9 protein-coding genes are annotated in these 14717 nt (G+C 65.5%); 3 read left to right on the top strand and 6 right to left on the bottom strand.

Annotation, left to right across the window (positions count from 1 at the left end; genetic code table 11):
* The first annotated feature begins 641 nt into the window (after positions 1 to 641).
* Together ACNJYB_RS09035 and ACNJYB_RS09030 are read left to right on the top strand one after the other, a co-directional pair.
* A complete protein-coding gene (locus tag ACNJYB_RS09035) occupies positions 642 to 4046 on the top strand; it encodes an acyl-[ACP]--phospholipid O-acyltransferase (protein WP_439373620.1) in 3405 nt (1134 codons plus the stop codon).
* 5 nt (positions 4047 to 4051) lie between these two features.
* Positions 4052 to 4726 (top strand): esterase/lipase family protein, encoded by a 675-nt coding sequence (locus ACNJYB_RS09030; RefSeq protein ID WP_439373619.1) that lies wholly within the window; start codon positions 4052 to 4054, stop codon positions 4724 to 4726.
* Here the strand turns inward: ACNJYB_RS09030 and tcuB are convergent, their stop codons facing one another.
* The 3 genes from tcuB to tcuA are packed head-to-tail and all read right to left on the bottom strand — an operon-like array spanning position 4727 to position 8282.
* Entirely contained in the window at positions 4727 to 5827 is a 1101-nt protein-coding gene (gene tcuB / locus ACNJYB_RS09025; RefSeq protein ID WP_439373618.1) for a tricarballylate utilization 4Fe-4S protein TcuB, read from the bottom strand.
* A gap of 4 nt (positions 5828 to 5831) precedes the next feature.
* Positions 5832 to 6860, bottom strand: coding sequence for an esterase (locus ACNJYB_RS09020; RefSeq protein WP_439373617.1), 1029 nt, complete (start codon positions 6858 to 6860; stop codon positions 5832 to 5834).
* Positions 6861 to 6890: 30 nt separating this feature from the next.
* A complete protein-coding gene (tcuA, locus tag ACNJYB_RS09015) occupies positions 6891 to 8282 on the bottom strand; it encodes an FAD-dependent tricarballylate dehydrogenase TcuA (RefSeq protein ID WP_439373616.1) in 1392 nt (463 codons plus the stop codon).
* 158 nt (positions 8283 to 8440) lie between these two features.
* Here tcuA and ACNJYB_RS09010 point away from each other — a divergent pair, with 158 nt between their 5' ends.
* Positions 8441 to 9124, top strand: a complete 684-nt coding sequence (locus ACNJYB_RS09010) for a GntR family transcriptional regulator (protein WP_439373615.1) — start codon at positions 8441 to 8443, stop codon at positions 9122 to 9124.
* Between the two features lie 9 nt (positions 9125 to 9133).
* On the opposite strand, the gene ybaK is transcribed toward ACNJYB_RS09010, so the two are convergent.
* The 3 genes from ybaK to ACNJYB_RS08995 all read right to left on the bottom strand — a co-directional run bounded on the left by ybaK (position 9134) and on the right by ACNJYB_RS08995 (position 14441).
* Positions 9134 to 9607 (bottom strand): Cys-tRNA(Pro) deacylase, encoded by a 474-nt coding sequence (gene ybaK, locus ACNJYB_RS09005; RefSeq protein WP_439373614.1) that lies wholly within the window; start codon positions 9605 to 9607, stop codon positions 9134 to 9136.
* 365 nt (positions 9608 to 9972) lie between these two features.
* Complete coding sequence (gene fdhF, locus ACNJYB_RS09000; protein ID WP_439373613.1) at positions 9973 to 12741, bottom strand: formate dehydrogenase subunit alpha; 2769 nt, start codon at positions 12739 to 12741, stop codon at positions 9973 to 9975.
* Positions 12738 to 14441, bottom strand: coding sequence for an NADH-ubiquinone oxidoreductase-F iron-sulfur binding region domain-containing protein (locus ACNJYB_RS08995; protein ID WP_439373612.1), 1704 nt, complete (start codon positions 14439 to 14441; stop codon positions 12738 to 12740). The genes fdhF and ACNJYB_RS08995 overlap by 4 nt, the downstream gene beginning before the upstream one ends.
* Between the last annotated feature and the right edge of the window lie 276 nt (positions 14442 to 14717).

Raw genomic sequence — 14717 nt, 5'->3', positions numbered from 1 at the left:
TTTATCTCGGAGACCCGCAAAATGCAAACCCTCGCTGTTGATATCGCCGCCACCTTCGTCGATGACGCCGCAGCCCTCGTGACCGGCCTTGGCCGGGCCCTGCTCAGGTTCGTGATGGCGCCGATCGATCGCATCGCCAATGCCTGCGACATTGCCGGCGTGCTCGCCGAGCGGCGCGCCACCTCCCGGATGTGGCGGGCCAACCGTGGCCGCGTCCGTCGCGAAGGTCCTCGGTTCAGCCTGCTTGGTCGCCTCTCGCCCTTTCGCCACCTCGCCCATCTCACCTGAGACGCGCGCCGCGAAACGGCTCGAATGCAAGGAAAGGCCGCAATGATGGACTTACCATTGGCCAACATTCGCAGCCGATCTCGCGGGTCTCATCGATCCAATTCAACTTTTGCTCACGGCCGGCCGCCTATCCGGGTCAGAGTGGCCCTTTCCGCCCAAGGCTGACGCGGCCGCGCCGGGAATTGCGAACCTAACGAGACCATTTGGAGACCAACAGGATCAGAGGGACCAAGGGGACAGAGCAGACCGACCACAACAGTCATTCTGCAATCGTTCGTCCCACGCCCTTCCGGTCGTGACACTTTCACCGCCAAAGCAACAACCCAGGCTGCCTTTCCAAAACAGGACTTGTCATGATCAGGGAATTGATGTCGTCACGCCGCTTCGCGCCGCTGTTCTGGGCGCAATTCTTTTCGGCGCTCAATGACAACGTGCTCAAGAACGCACTCGTCATCATCCTGCTTTACAGTGCCGCGACCGGTCACGGCGATGCGCTGGTGACGGTGGCAGGCGCCGTCTTCATCTTCCCCTATTTCATCCTGTCCGGGCTCGGCGGCCAGCTCGCCGACAAATACGTCAAGTCCGTCGTCGCGCGGCGGCTCAAATTCGTCGAGATCTTCGCCGCGGGCTTCGCTGCCGCCGGCTTCTTCCTGCATTCGGTGCCGCTGCTGTTTGCAGCGCTCGCGCTGTTCGGCACCATCGCCGCCCTGTTCGGCCCCGTGAAATACGCCATGCTGCCGGACCAGCTCGAGCTCGGCGAGCTCGCGACCGGCAACGCGCTGGTCGAAGGCGCGACCTTCATGGCCATCCTGCTCGGCACCGTCGCCGGCGGCCAATTCGTGGCCGGCTCCGCGCATATGGGCTGGGTCGCCTCGGCCGTGGTCGTGCTGGCTCTGCTGTCTTGGGCTTTCGCTTCCCGCATTCCGCAGACGACGCCTTCCGCGCCCGACCTGCCCGTCGACGCCAATCCCTGGACCTCGACCCTCGGCCTGCTGAAGACGCTCTACGCCGATCACCGGCTCTGGGACGGCACCGTGATCGTCTCCTGGTTCTGGCTGGTCGGCGCCATCGTGCTGTCGCTGCTGCCGGCGCTGATCAAGGAGGTGGTCGGCGGCACCGAAGGCGTGGTGACGCTGTGTCTTGCGATCTTCGCGATCGGCATCGCCATCGGCTCGCTGTTTGCCGCAAGCCTGAGCCATGTTCGCCCCAACCTCGCGCTGGTGCCGATCGGCGCCATCATCATGGGCTTTGCGGGCCTCGATCTCGCCTTCGCCATCGGTGTGACCACCAAGGGCCAGGACATCACCGCGATCGATTTCGCGACCTCGTTCGCGGGGCTGCGCATGCTGGCCGACTTCGTCGCCTTCGCGTTCGGCGGCGGCCTGTTCGTGGTCCCATCCTTCGCCGCGGTTCAGGCCTGGTCGGACCCTTCCGAGCGCGCCCGCATCATCGCCGCGGGCAACGTGCTGCAGGCTGCCTTCATGGTGGTCGGCTCGCTGTTCGTCGCGCTGCTGCAGGCGGGCGGGCTGCATGTCGGCTGGATCTTCTTCGGCCTTGGCCTCGCCAGCTTCGGCGCGGTGTGGTTCGTGCTGACGAAATGGGGCAAGGAAGGCGTGCGCGATGCCGGCGGACTTTTGTTCCGCGCCCTCTTTCGCACCGAGGTGCGTGGCCTCGAGAACCTGCCGCCTCCGGGCACGCGGATGCTGATCGCGCCCAACCATGTCAGCCTGATCGACGGCCCGCTGCTGCACGCCGTACTGCCGATCGACGCGAGCTTCGCGGTCGATACCGGCATCGCCAAGGCCTGGTGGGCCAAGCCGTTCCTGCGCGTGGTCAAGCACTACACCATGGACCCGACCAAGCCGCTGGCCGCGCGCGACCTGATCAAGCTGGTCGCCGCAGGCGAGCCCGTCGTCATCTTCCCGGAGGGACGCATCACCGTCTCCGGCTCGCTGATGAAGGTCTATGACGGCACCGCGATGATCGCCGACAAGGCCGACGCGGTGGTCGTGCCGGTCCGCATCGAAGGCGCGCAGCGTTCGCATCTCAGCTATCTCAACTCCAGCCAGATCAAGCGTTCCTGGTTTCCGCGGGTGACGGTCACGATCCTGCCGCCAGTCAAGCTTCCGGTCGATGAAGCCCTGAAAGGCAAGGCGCGTCGCAATGCCGCCGGCGCCGCACTCCAGGACGTGATGATCGACGCGATGGTCAAGAACGCCATGCTCGATCACACGCTGTTCGAAGCGCTTGGCCATGCCTATCGCGACCGCGACACCGGCAAGGTGATCATCGAGGACGCGCTCGGCACCAGGCTGACCTATCGCAAGCTGATCCTCGGCGCGCAGGTTTTGAGCCGCAAGCTCGAAACCGGCACCTGCGCCGGCGAGAATGTCGGCGTGCTGCTGCCGAACTCCGCGGGTGTCGCCGTCGTCTTCATGGCATTGCAGAGCATCGGCCGCGTGCCGGCGATGCTCAACTTCTCGGCCGGGCCGGTCAACGTGCTCGCCGCGATGAAGGCCGCGCAGGTCAAGACCGTGCTGACTTCGAAGGCCTTCATCGAGAAGGGCAAGCTCGACAAGCTGATGGCCGCGATCTCCGCCGAGGCGCGCATCGTCTATCTCGAGGACGTCCGCGCCTCGATCGGGCTGGCCGACAAGATCAAGGGCCTGCTCGCGGGCACCGCGCCGCGCGTGTCCCGCCAGGCGAATGATCCGGCCGTCGTGCTATTCACCTCGGGCTCGGAAGGCACGCCCAAGGGCGTGGTGCTGTCCCACCGCAACATCCTTGCCAACGCGGCGCAGGCGCTGGCGCGGGTTGACGCCAACGCCGATGACAAGGTGTTCAACGTGCTGCCGGTGTTCCACTCCTTCGGCCTGACCGGCGGAATGATGATGCCGATGCTCGCGGGCATTCCGATCTACATGTACCCCTCGCCGCTGCACTATCGCATCGTACCCGAGTTGATCTACCAGACCGGCGCCACCATCCTGTTCGGCACCGACACGTTCCTCACCGGCTACGCCCGCTCGGCCCACGCCTATGACTTCCGGACCCTGCGTCTGGTGATCGCCGGGGCCGAGGCGGTGAAGGATCGCACGCGGCAGGTGTTCATGGAGCGCTACGGCATCCGCATCCTCGAGGGCTACGGCGTCACCGAGACTGCGCCGGTGCTGGCGATGAACACGCCGATGGCCAACCGTCCCGGCACCGTCGGTCGCCTCTCGCCGCTGATGGAAAGCCGTCTCGATCCGGTCCCAGGCATCGAGGAAGGCGGACGCCTCTCGGTGCGCGGGCCGAACGTGATGCTGGGATATCTGCGAGTCGAAAATCCCGGCGTGCTCGAGAAGCTTCCCGAAGGCTGGCACGACACCGGCGACATCGTGGCGATCGACTCGGCGGGCTTCATCACCATCAAGGGCCGCGCCAAGCGCTTTGCCAAGATCGCGGGCGAAATGGTCTCGCTGTCGGCGGTCGAAGCCATCGCGACGGCGCTGTGGCCGCAGGCCGCCTCGGTCGCGGTGTCGATCCCGGACCAGCGCAAGGGCGAACGCATCGTGCTGCTGACGACGGAGAAGAACGCCGAGCGCAGCGCGATGCAGGCCCACGCCAAGGCGATCGGTGCCTCCGAGCTGACCGTGCCCGCGACGATCATGGTGGTCGACAAGGTGCCGCTGCTCGCCACCGGCAAGACCGACTATGTCACGGCAACGACGATGGCCCGCGAGCAGGCGTCCTCGCCGGAGCGCGAGGTCGCGTAAACGAGATGGACGAGGCGCCTCGATCAGGCGACGCGCGATGCCCCGGAGTGGTTCTGCTTCACGGCATCGCGCGGACCTCGGCATCCCTGACGAAGCTGGAGCGGGCGCTCCAGTCGGGCGGATTCACGGCGCTCAGCATCGACTATCCCAGCCGCAGCAAGCCGATCGCGGCCATCGCAGACGACATTCATCCGGCGATCGCCCGTTTCGCCGAACGCGACGCACCGCTGCATTTCGTCGCGCATTCGATGGGCGGCCTGGTCGTGCGCGCTTATATCGCAAGTCACCGCCCCGCCCGGCTTGGCCGCGTCGTGATGCTGGGCACGCCGAACAGCGGCAGCGAGGTCGCCGATCTCCTGCAGGGATTTCCGCCCTACCGCGCATTCTACGGGCCGGCCGGCCTCGAGCTCACCACCACGCCTGCGACCGCGACGAACGCCCTCCCCGCCATCGACTATCCGGTCGGCGTGATCGCCGGAAACCGCTTCATCGATCCCGTCGCCGGCCACTTCGTTCTGCCAAAACCGAATGACGGGCGCGTATCGGTGCAGAGCACGATGCTGGCCGGCATGGCCGACCATGTCGTCGTGAAGGCGTCCCACACCGCGCTTCCGCGTCACCCCGCCGCGATCAAGCAGACGATCGCCTTTCTGCGCGACGGCCGCTTCCGACCGACCTGATCAGGTGGCCGAGCGGCGCTCCTGCGCATAGCGGACCAGGGCTACGAAGCGATAGATGCCATGCACGAACTTGCCGTAGGGCATGGTGATGAACAGTGCGAACACGGCGCCGAGGTGCAATGCGAGCAGCGGTCCCATTGCGGCAGTCTCGCGCAGGATCAGCAGTAGCATTCCAGTGAGCCCGGTCAGGAACAGCATGGCGATGAAGCCGACGTCCATGCCGTAGCGCCTCTCGTCAAGCAGTGCGGGATCGCGCTGCATCTTGGCCGTGAACAGGCCGATCGGCCCGACGATCAGGCCGATGCCGCCCAGCGTGCCGAGCGCGACCGGCAGGTCCCACCACGGATACGGCGCCTCGCGCCCGAGCAGATAGTGATAGAGCGTCGCGACCGAGGTCGCGGCGAAGCAGAGCAGGAAGCCGTAGAAGGTCATGTGGTGGTATAGCTTGCGCCGGTCAGTGGGCTTGTCGTCCTCGTTGTAGCAGCCGACGCCGCCGCCATGGAGATAGCGCAGCTCGCCGGCATCCCGGATTGCCTGATAGATCGAACCGCCATCGGCCCGGCCACCGATGGCTGGACCGATGTCGCGCCAGAAGGCGCGCACGCTCATGACGAGGGCCAGGATGGCGTAGAGCAAGGCGGCGCTGAACAATGCAGCCATCGCATTGTGCGGCATGAGCTTGTAGAAGGCACCGGGACCGGTGTGGACACCAAACAGAACACTGCGGTCGTTGAAGGCGGCAAAACCGAGGATGAAGGCGGCCATGCTGAGCGCGGCAACGATGCTGATGACCAGGCCGTTGCGCGCGAAGGCGCGGGACAGCGCCCGCGGCCAGGCATAGGCGGCATAGGACTCTGCCCTCGCGACCGCCAGCGTCTTGGGAACGTTGACGTTGAACTCGTGCGGCGGCGAGAACTGGCAATCGACGTAGCAGGCGCCGCAGGCATGGCAGAGATTGGCGAGATAGTTGAGGTCGCCGTCGGAGAAGGCGCGGCGCATCTCCATCGCTGGAAATACCGCACACAATCCCTCGCAGTAGCGGCAGGAATTGCACACCGTCATCAGACGGTCGGCCTCGTCGAGGATTTGGGTTCCGTGCATGGCTCTACTTCGTCAGGCCCTTTGCCTCGAGCCATTTCTGGATCAGGCCAGCCACTTCGAGGTTGTTCTTGTCCATCATCACCATGTGCGAATTGCCCTTGATGCCGGCCTGCGGGAGGTCGATGACGTCGACGCTGCCGCCGGCCGCCTTGATCGCGTCGGCGAAGGCGACGCCGTTGGCGCGGATCTTGGGCCAGCGGGCATCACTCTCGATATAGTCGCCATAGATGATGAGGGTCGGAATGTTATTCAGCACATCCGCCTTGGCGGGGTCGCCGATGCCGGCCGGCTCGATCGCGATCAGTGCCTTGACCTTGTCGGGCCGGGCCTGCGCCACCTTGAAGCCGAAGCTGCCGGCCTGGCTGTGGAACAGGATCACCGACGGGCCGACGCGATCGATCTCGGCGATGTAGGCGGCGATGGTCGCATCGTCGGTCGTGGTCCAGCGCGGCACGTTCTGCTTGACGAAGTTCTCGTAGCCCTCGACCGGAAACTGGTTGCCAGGCAGCACCTTCCGCTTGGCGGGATCGGGGTCGTAGGAGTTCGGCCCATCGCCGATGCGGAAGCGCTCGAACGGATTGGCCGTGGTGAGGAACACCGGCTCGCTCTTGAAGATATCGGGATATTGCGCCCAGCCAGCGCGTCCGCGCTCCACCGCATCGGAATTGTAGACCGCCCATCCCTTGCGCAGAAAGTAGTTCAGCCAGCCTTCGCGTCCGTCGGGCGTGTTCTCGTAGGTGACGCCGGTCAGTCCGCCGCCGTGCCACATCAGCAGCGGATAGGCCCCCTTCTGGTTGACCGGCAGGAAGTACTGCACGTACATCTGCTCGACCTGGTAGGTGCCGTTGGGATCGACCTTGGCCGGCACGCCGCCGGGCGTGAACATGACCTCCTTCACCGGCTTGCCGGATATCTCGACGAGGCGCCCGCCGACATGGAAGGAGCCCATGTCGCGCAGGTTGATGGGCTCGGCAGCGCGGGCCTGGGCGGCGATCAGCAGCGCCGTGATCGAAGCGATGGCAATGCGCGACATGGTTTCTCCCTTTGGCTTTCTTCTTGATCCCTAGTTCTTGGCGTGGCGCGCCGCTTCCCGACCCGCGATGCGTCCGAACACGCTGCCGATGGTCATGCCCATGCCGGCCGCATAGCCCTTGCCGAGCACATTGCCCGCCATGATCTCGCCGGCCGCGAACATGTTCGCGGACGGTTTGCCGTCAGCCATCAGCATCCGTGCCTCCTTGTTCACGCGCGTGCCGAGATAGGTGAAGGTGATGCCGGGCCGCACCGGATAAGCGAGATAAGGTGGCGTCTCGATCTTGCGCGCCCAGTGCGTCTTGGGCGGCGTGATGCCCTCGGTCACGCAGTCATCCAGGATCGTGTGGTCGAAGGTGCCGGGGCGGACCGCGGCGTTGAAATCGGTGATGGTCTTTTCCAGCGCGGCCGGATCGAGCTCCAGCTTGCCGGCGAGCTCGGCGACGGTCCGTCCGGCGATCGGCGGGAACAGCGTCGGCATGAAGCTCGTCACGACGGTGGAATCGAAGATGATGTAGGCGATCTGGTCGGGCTGCGCTGCGACCAGCCGGCCCCAGATGGCGTAGCGCTTTGGCCAGATGTCCTCGCCTTCGTCGTAGAAGCGCTGGGCGTGCTTGTTGACGACGATGCCGAACACGACGGAGTCGTGGCGCGTGATGATGCCGCCATCGAATTTCGGCGCGCGGGCGTCGATCGCAACCGCATGACATTGGGTGGGATCGCCGACCTCCTGCACTCCCTTGTCGAGCAGCATCTTCAGGATCGAGCCGCGGTTATACGGCGTGCCGCGGATCAGGAAATTGTCTGCGGCATCGCCCCAATATTGCTTCAGCCATTCGATGTTCGCCTCGAAGCCGCCGGCCGCGGCGACCAGCGAGGTCGCGCGGATTTCCCTTTCGCCGTTGATCGGCCGCTTGAGGCGCGCGGCAAGGAACATGCTGTCCTCGATCACGAGGTCGGTGACCTCGGCATCGTATTCGACATCGACACCGAGCCGTTCGGCGGTGAGATACAGCGCGTTCAGCATTGCCCGGCCGCCGCCGAGGAAGAAGGAGTTGGTGCGGCCGAGGCTCAGCGTGCCGCCGAGCGACGGCTGCCAGCGCACGCCCTGCTCCACGATCCAGTTCAGGATGTCCTTGGACTCCCGGATCATGTGACGGGCCAGCTCCTCGTCGGTCTTCCCGCCGGTGACGCGCAAGAGATCCTCCCAGAACTCCTCCTCGGTGTAGGGGCCGGTCAGGATTTCGCTGGCCGCGTCATGGGCACAGCGCATGTTGCGGGTGTGGCGGGTATTGCCGCCGCGGTAGAATTTTGGCGCGCCTTCGAGCACGAGCGCCGAGGCGCCGTCGCGCCTGGCGCTGATCGCCGCGCACAGTGCCGCGTTGCCGCCGCCGATCACCAGCACGTCGTATTTGCTGCTCATGACGCCTGCCCAATGCGACGAAGTTGGAGACATTCTGCCGCCGGCCGGCGCGGACAACCGCGCCAGCCATTGCGTACTTTTGTATACAAAGATATACAGTAGGTGCGCAAGCGACATCTCTGCATGGGCAGGACGCGCTTGGCGGCAGACGAGGATGCATGGCCAGACGCCCGGCAAAGACAGGTGGATCCATCGGACGCGGCGGCGCGGTGGCGCTCGGTGAAGCCGTGTTCCGCTCGCTGTGCGAGGCGCTGCAGGCCGGCAGCTACCGGGCCGGCGACCGCCTGCGCGAGGAGGAAGTCGCGCAGCGGCTGAAAGTCAGCCGCACGCCGGTGCGCGAGGCGCTGGGCCGGCTCGCGGCGCGCGGCTTCGTCGAACCCGCCGGCGGCCGCGGCCTGATCGTGCGCAACCTCGACATCTCGGAGGTGCTCGAACTCTACGCCATGCGCGAGATCATGGAGGGCGCCGCCGCGCGCCTCGCCGCCGCGCATGCCTCCGCCCCCGAGGTGGACGCGATCAGGGATATCGAGCAGGCCTTTGTCGATGCGTCGGAGACCGACGCCGCCGAGATGGCGCGGCTCAACCGCGCCTTCCACGAGGCGATCTGCCGCGCCGCGCGCAACCGGTATCTCGACAACGCTTCGCGCGAATTGCAGGACTGGATCGCCCTGCTCGGTCCAACCACTTTCACGGTGCCCGGACGCCCCTCAACCAGCCACGGCGAGCATCAGGCAATCATTGAGGCGATCGCCGCGCGCGACGGCGACAAGGCCGAGCAATTGGCGCGGGCGCATATCCGGGAAGCGCTGCGCTGCCGGCTGAAATTGCTGCAGAAGCAATAGACGGGACGCTCACGCGAGCACGTCCGCGACGACCGCCTTCAGGACATCCCTGACGTCGCCGGGCTTCAGCCGCACCTGCAAGCCGCGCTGGCCGCCGTTGAGATAGACGAGGTCATGCAGGAGCGCGCTCTGCTCCATCACGGTGCGCACGGGTTTGCGCTGCCCGAACGGGCTGATGCCGCCGACCTTGAAACCGGTGACGCGCTCGGCCTCCGGCGGCTTCATCATCTGCGCCGACTTGCCGCTCGCCGCCGCCGCGAGCTTCTTCATCGAGACCTCCTGGTCTGACGGAACGACCACGCAAACCGGCTTGCCGTCCACCAGCGCCATCAGCGTCTTCAGGACGCGCGCGGGGTCCTCGCCGAGGGCGGCAGCCGCCTGGAGCCCGATGCTCCCGGCGTCGGGATCGTAGTCGTAGGTGTGGACGGTGAAGGCAACACCGGCGGCCGTGAGCGCGCGGGTGGCGGGGGTGACTTTGGACATGGGCCACGTTTATCACCGTCACTGCGAGGAGCGAAGCGACGAAGCAATCCGCAATCCCGCCGGAGAGGCAGTCTGGATGGCTTCACGGGGCCTGTCATCGGGCCGCGCTTCGCGCGGACCCGGTGGCTCGCAATGACGATGCACATTTGCCTACCACACCCTCGATGTCATCGCCCGGCTTGACGGGGCGATCCAGTATTCCAGAGGCGAGCTTTGAAGCGTTCGCTCCCACTACATCCGCCGCGGCGGTCTGGATGCCCCGGTCAAGCCGGAGCATGACAGCGGTGGATGTGGCAAGCCGCGTTCGCAGGGACGGCAGCGGAGTTTGGCGGTGCCATGCCGCCAAACTCCACAGAGAGGAGCCCCTACTCCGCCGCGTCCCGCATCTCCGCGCGCTCGGCCCGGGCCGCGCAGAATTTGAACTCCGGGATCTTGCCGAACGGATCGAGCGCGGGATTGGTCAACAGGTTCGCGGCCGCCTCAGCGTAGCAGAACGGCATGAACACCATGTTCTCCGGCACATCGCGATCGGACCGGACCTTGACCTCGACGGCACCGCGGCGCGTTTCCAGGCGAATGAAATCGCCCGGCGCGAGCTGCTTCTTGCGCATGTCTTTCGGCGACATGAAGGCGACCGCCTCCGGCTCGATCTGGTCGAGGACCTGGGCGCGGCGGGTCATCGAGCCGGTGTGCCAGTGCTCCAGCACGCGGCCCGTCGACAGCACCATCGGGTATTCTGCGTCGGGCAGTTCGTCCGGCGGGATCACCTTGGCCGGCACGATCTTGCCGCGGCCACTCGCGGTCGGGAAGCCCGTGGTGAAGATGATCTCGTTGCCGGGCTTGTTCGGATCGTCGGCTGGATAGGTGACGGCGCCTTCGCGCACCAGCCGCTCCCAGCTGATGTTCTTGAGCGACGGCATCAACTCCGCCATCTCTGTATAGACGTCGCCGGGGCCGGCGTAATTCCAGCGCAGGCCCATGCGCTTGCCTATCTCCTGGATGATCCAGAGATCCTGGCGCGCATCGCCCGGCGGCTTGATCACCTGGCGCGCGAGTTGCACGCGCCGGTCGGTGTTGGTGAAGGAGCCGTCCTTCTCCGCAAAGGCCGACGCCGGCAGGATGACGTCGGCGTGGAAGGCGGTCTCGGTGACGAAGAGATCCTGCACCACGAGATGATCGAGCATGGCGAGCGCATGGCGCGCATGCTGCAGATCCGGGTCGGACATCGCGGGGTTCTCGCCCTCGATGTACATGCCCTTGATCTCGCCGGCATGGATCGCATTCATGATCTCGACCACGGTCAGGCCGCGCACGGGGTCGAGATCCTGCTGCCACAGCTTCTCGAAAGCGCCGCGCATGTCGTCGCGGCCGACCGGCTGGTAGTCCGGCAGGAACATCGGGATCAGGCCGGCATCGGAGGCGCCTTGCACGTTGTTCTGGCCGCGCAACGGATGCAGGCCGGTGCCGGGACGCCCGACCTGGCCGGTGATCAGCGCGAGCGCAATCAGGCAGCGCGCATTGTCGGTGCCGTGGACGTGCTGGCTGATGCCCATGCCCCAGAAGATGATCGACGATTTTGCCCTCGCATAGGTGCGCGCGACCTCGCGCAGCGTCTGCGCCGGGATGCCGCAGATCGGCTCCATCTTCTCCGGCGTGAACTCCTTGATCTTGTCCTTGAGGTCCTCAAAACCCTCGGTGTAGCCGGCGATGTACTGGTCGTCGGTCAGGCCCTCGGTGATGATCGTGTTGATCATCGCGTTCAGCATCGCGACGTCCGAGCCCGGCTTGAACTGCAGATGCCTGGTGGCATGACGCGACAGCGACTGCCGGCGCGGATCCATCACGAACAGTTTTGCGCCGTTCTGCTTCACCGCGTTCTTGATGAAGGTCGCGGCGACCGGATGGTTCACGGCCGGGTTGGCGCCGATCACGATGATGACTTCGGCATCCATCGCGGCGGAGAACGGCGCCGACACCGCACCGGAGCTCAGGCCTTCGAACAGCGCCGCGACCGACGAAGCGTGGCACAGGCGGGTGCAGTGATCGACATTGTTCGAACCGAAACCGGTGCGCACCAGCTTCTGGAACAAATAGGCCTCTTCGTTCGATCCCTTGGCCGAGCCGAAGCCGGCCAGCGCCTTCACACCCTTCTCGTCGCGGATCTTGACGAGACCCTTGGCGGCGATATCGAGCGCCTCTTCCCAGCTCGCTTCACGGAAATGGGTGAAGGGATTCGCGGGATCGACCTGGTCGTTGGCATGCTTGTTCGCATTCGGCAGCCGCACCAGCGGTTTTGTGAGGCGATGCGGATGGTGGATATAGTCGAAGCCGAAGCGGCCCTTCACACAAAGACGGTTGTGATTGGCGGGGCCGTCACGGCCTTCCGCGTAGATCACCTTGTCGTCCTTGACCTCGTAGGTCACCTGGCAGCCGACGCCGCAGAACGGGCAGAGCGAATCGACCTTCTTGTCCGCGTACGTCACGCGGGTCTGGTTCTCGTCGAGCATCACGGCCGGCATCAGCGCGCCGGTTGGACAGGCCTGCACGCATTCGCCGCAAGCGACGCAGGTGGACTCGCCCATGGGATCGTCGAAGTCGAACACGATCTTGGCGCCATGGTTGCGATAGGCCATGCCGATGACGTCGTTGACCTGGACCTCGCGGCAGGCCCGCACGCAGAGGCCGCACTGGATGCAGGCATCGAGATTGACGCGCATCGCCGGATGGCTGGCATCGGTCTCCCAGCGCTCGGCGGCGGGGAAGCGGCTCTCGGTGACGCCCGTGGTCTCGGCCCAGTGCCAGAACTTCGAGTCCGGATCGTGGCTGGTCTCGCGCGCCGGCTGGTCGGCAACGAGCAGCTCCATCACCATTTTTTGCGCCGACACCGCACGCGCTGATTCCGTCTTCACCTTCATGCCGACGGACGGCGTGCGCTTGCAGGATGCCGCCAGTACGCGCTCGCCCTCGATCTCGACCATGCAGGCGCGGCAATTGCCGTCGGGTCGATAGTCCGGCGCCGGCGAGTAGCAGAGATGCGGGATGTCGCGGCCCTGGCGTTTCGCGACCTGCCAGATCGTCTCGCCAGGTTTGGCTTCGACCTGCTTGCCGTCGAGCTCGAACGTAATCTTGGTCATTCGGCCGCTTCCTTGAACTCGTCAGGGAAATATTTGATCACGGAGGACAGCGGATTCGATGCGGCCTGTCCGAGCCCGCAGATCGAGGCATCGCGCATCGTCTGGCTCAATTCTTCCAGCAATGCCCGGTTCCAGACCGGCTTCTGCATCAGCAGCGCCGCCTTCTGGGTTCCGACGCGGCACGGCGTGCACTGGCCGCAGCTCTCGTCCTCGAAGAACTTCATCAGGTTCAATGCCGCTGCGCGCACGCTGTCCTTCTGCGACAGGATCACGATCGCGGCCGAGCCGATGAAGCAGCCGTATTTCTCCAGCGTGCCGAAATCGAGCGGGATGTCGTCCATCGACGCGGGCAGGATGCCGCCGGAGGCGCCGCCAGGAAGATACGCGTAGAACTGATGACCGTCGGCCATGCCGCCGCAATATTCGTCGATCAGCTCGCGCACGGTGATGCCCGCAGGCGCGAGCTTCATGCCGGGATGCTTGACGCGGCCCGAGACCGAGAAGCTGCGCAGGCCGTGGCGCTCGTGGCGGCCATGCCCCTTCCACCAGTCGGCGCCCTTCTCGACGATGTCGCGCACCCACCACAACGTCTCGACGTTGTTGATGAGCGTCGGCAGACCGAACAGGCCGACCTGAAACGGATAAGGCGGCTTGTGCCGGGGCAGGCCACGCTTGCCCTCGATGCTTTCCAGCAGCGAGGATTCTTCACCGCAGATGTATGCACCGGCGCCGCGGCGCATATGCAGCGTCGGGCCGCCGGCGGGGAGCTTTGCGATCTCGCGCTCGAGAATCTCGCGCGAGGCCGGATATTCGTCACGCAGATAGATGTAGACGTCAGAGGCCTGCACCACATGGGCGCCGATCAGCATGCCCTCGATGAAACGGTGCGGATCGGTCTCGAGATAATAGCGATCCTTGAACGTGCCGGGCTCGCCCTCGTCACCGTTGATCGCCATCAGCCGCGGACCGGGCTCGCCCAGCACCGCGCGCCATTTGCGTCCCGTCGGGAAGCCCGCGCCGCCGAGGCCGCGCAGCGAGGCATCGTCGAGCGACTTCAGGAGATCGTCCTTCGACAGTTCGCCCGAGCGCACGCGGTTCAGCAACTTGTAGCCGCCGCCGGCAACATAGGCGTCGTAGTCGACACAATCAGGCAGATGCGCGTGAGTGTCGCCGGCCTTCGCGGCCGCCATCACATTGGCGACGGTCGCATGGTCGACGAAGTTGTGGCCGACTTCGGCGGCAGGCGCGGTATCGCAGCGCCCGACACAGGGCGCGCGCACGACGCGGATGCCGGGACCGGACGCACTCCGCAGATCCTCGAGCAGCTTCTCGCCGCCGAGCATGGCGCAAGTCAGCGAATCGCAGACACGGATCGTCAGCGGCGGAACGTTGGGCTCGCCCTCCTTCACCACGTCGAAATGCGCGTAGAAGGTCGCGGTCTCGAACACTTCGGCGAAGGCGAGCTTCATCTCGTCGGCGAGCGCGGCAAGGTGCGCGGCCGAGATCTGATGGTACTTGTCCTGGATCAGGTGCAGATATTCGATCAGGAGGTCGCGCCGCCGCGGCCTGTCGCCGAGCAACTGCTCGATCTCGTGCGCGGCGATCGGGTCGACCTGCCGCCCCTTGGGCGTGGCCTTGGCGCGTCGGCGTCCCTCGCCGGGATGCTCGAACGGGCGGACCTTCTGCGCGTCGTGGCTCATCGATTCGTCTCGATCTCGTCTTTTAGAACGGCTCCACTTCTAGCCTCTGGCATGCCAGATGCCAAGCGAATTATCATGCTCGCGGAGGCAGTTAAGCGCGTCCCCAAGGCAACCCTGGATCGCTGCCCGGACACGGCGTTGCGGTCGGTCAACGCGCCAAGCGATAGAACGAAGCCTGAATCGGTCTGGAGATCAATAAAGGCCTCCTATGCTGCGATAGCGAAATCGTATCGCGCTCCCGCTCCGAGGCGACAGGTGACCCTCCATGCCCCCGAT

Source organism: Bradyrhizobium sp. SMVTL-02 (genome assembly GCF_051853005.1).
Lineage (GTDB): Bacteria > Pseudomonadota > Alphaproteobacteria > Rhizobiales > Xanthobacteraceae > Bradyrhizobium.
Note: the sequence above shows the minus strand (reverse complement) of the source record. Positions and strands in the feature narration are given on the sequence as shown.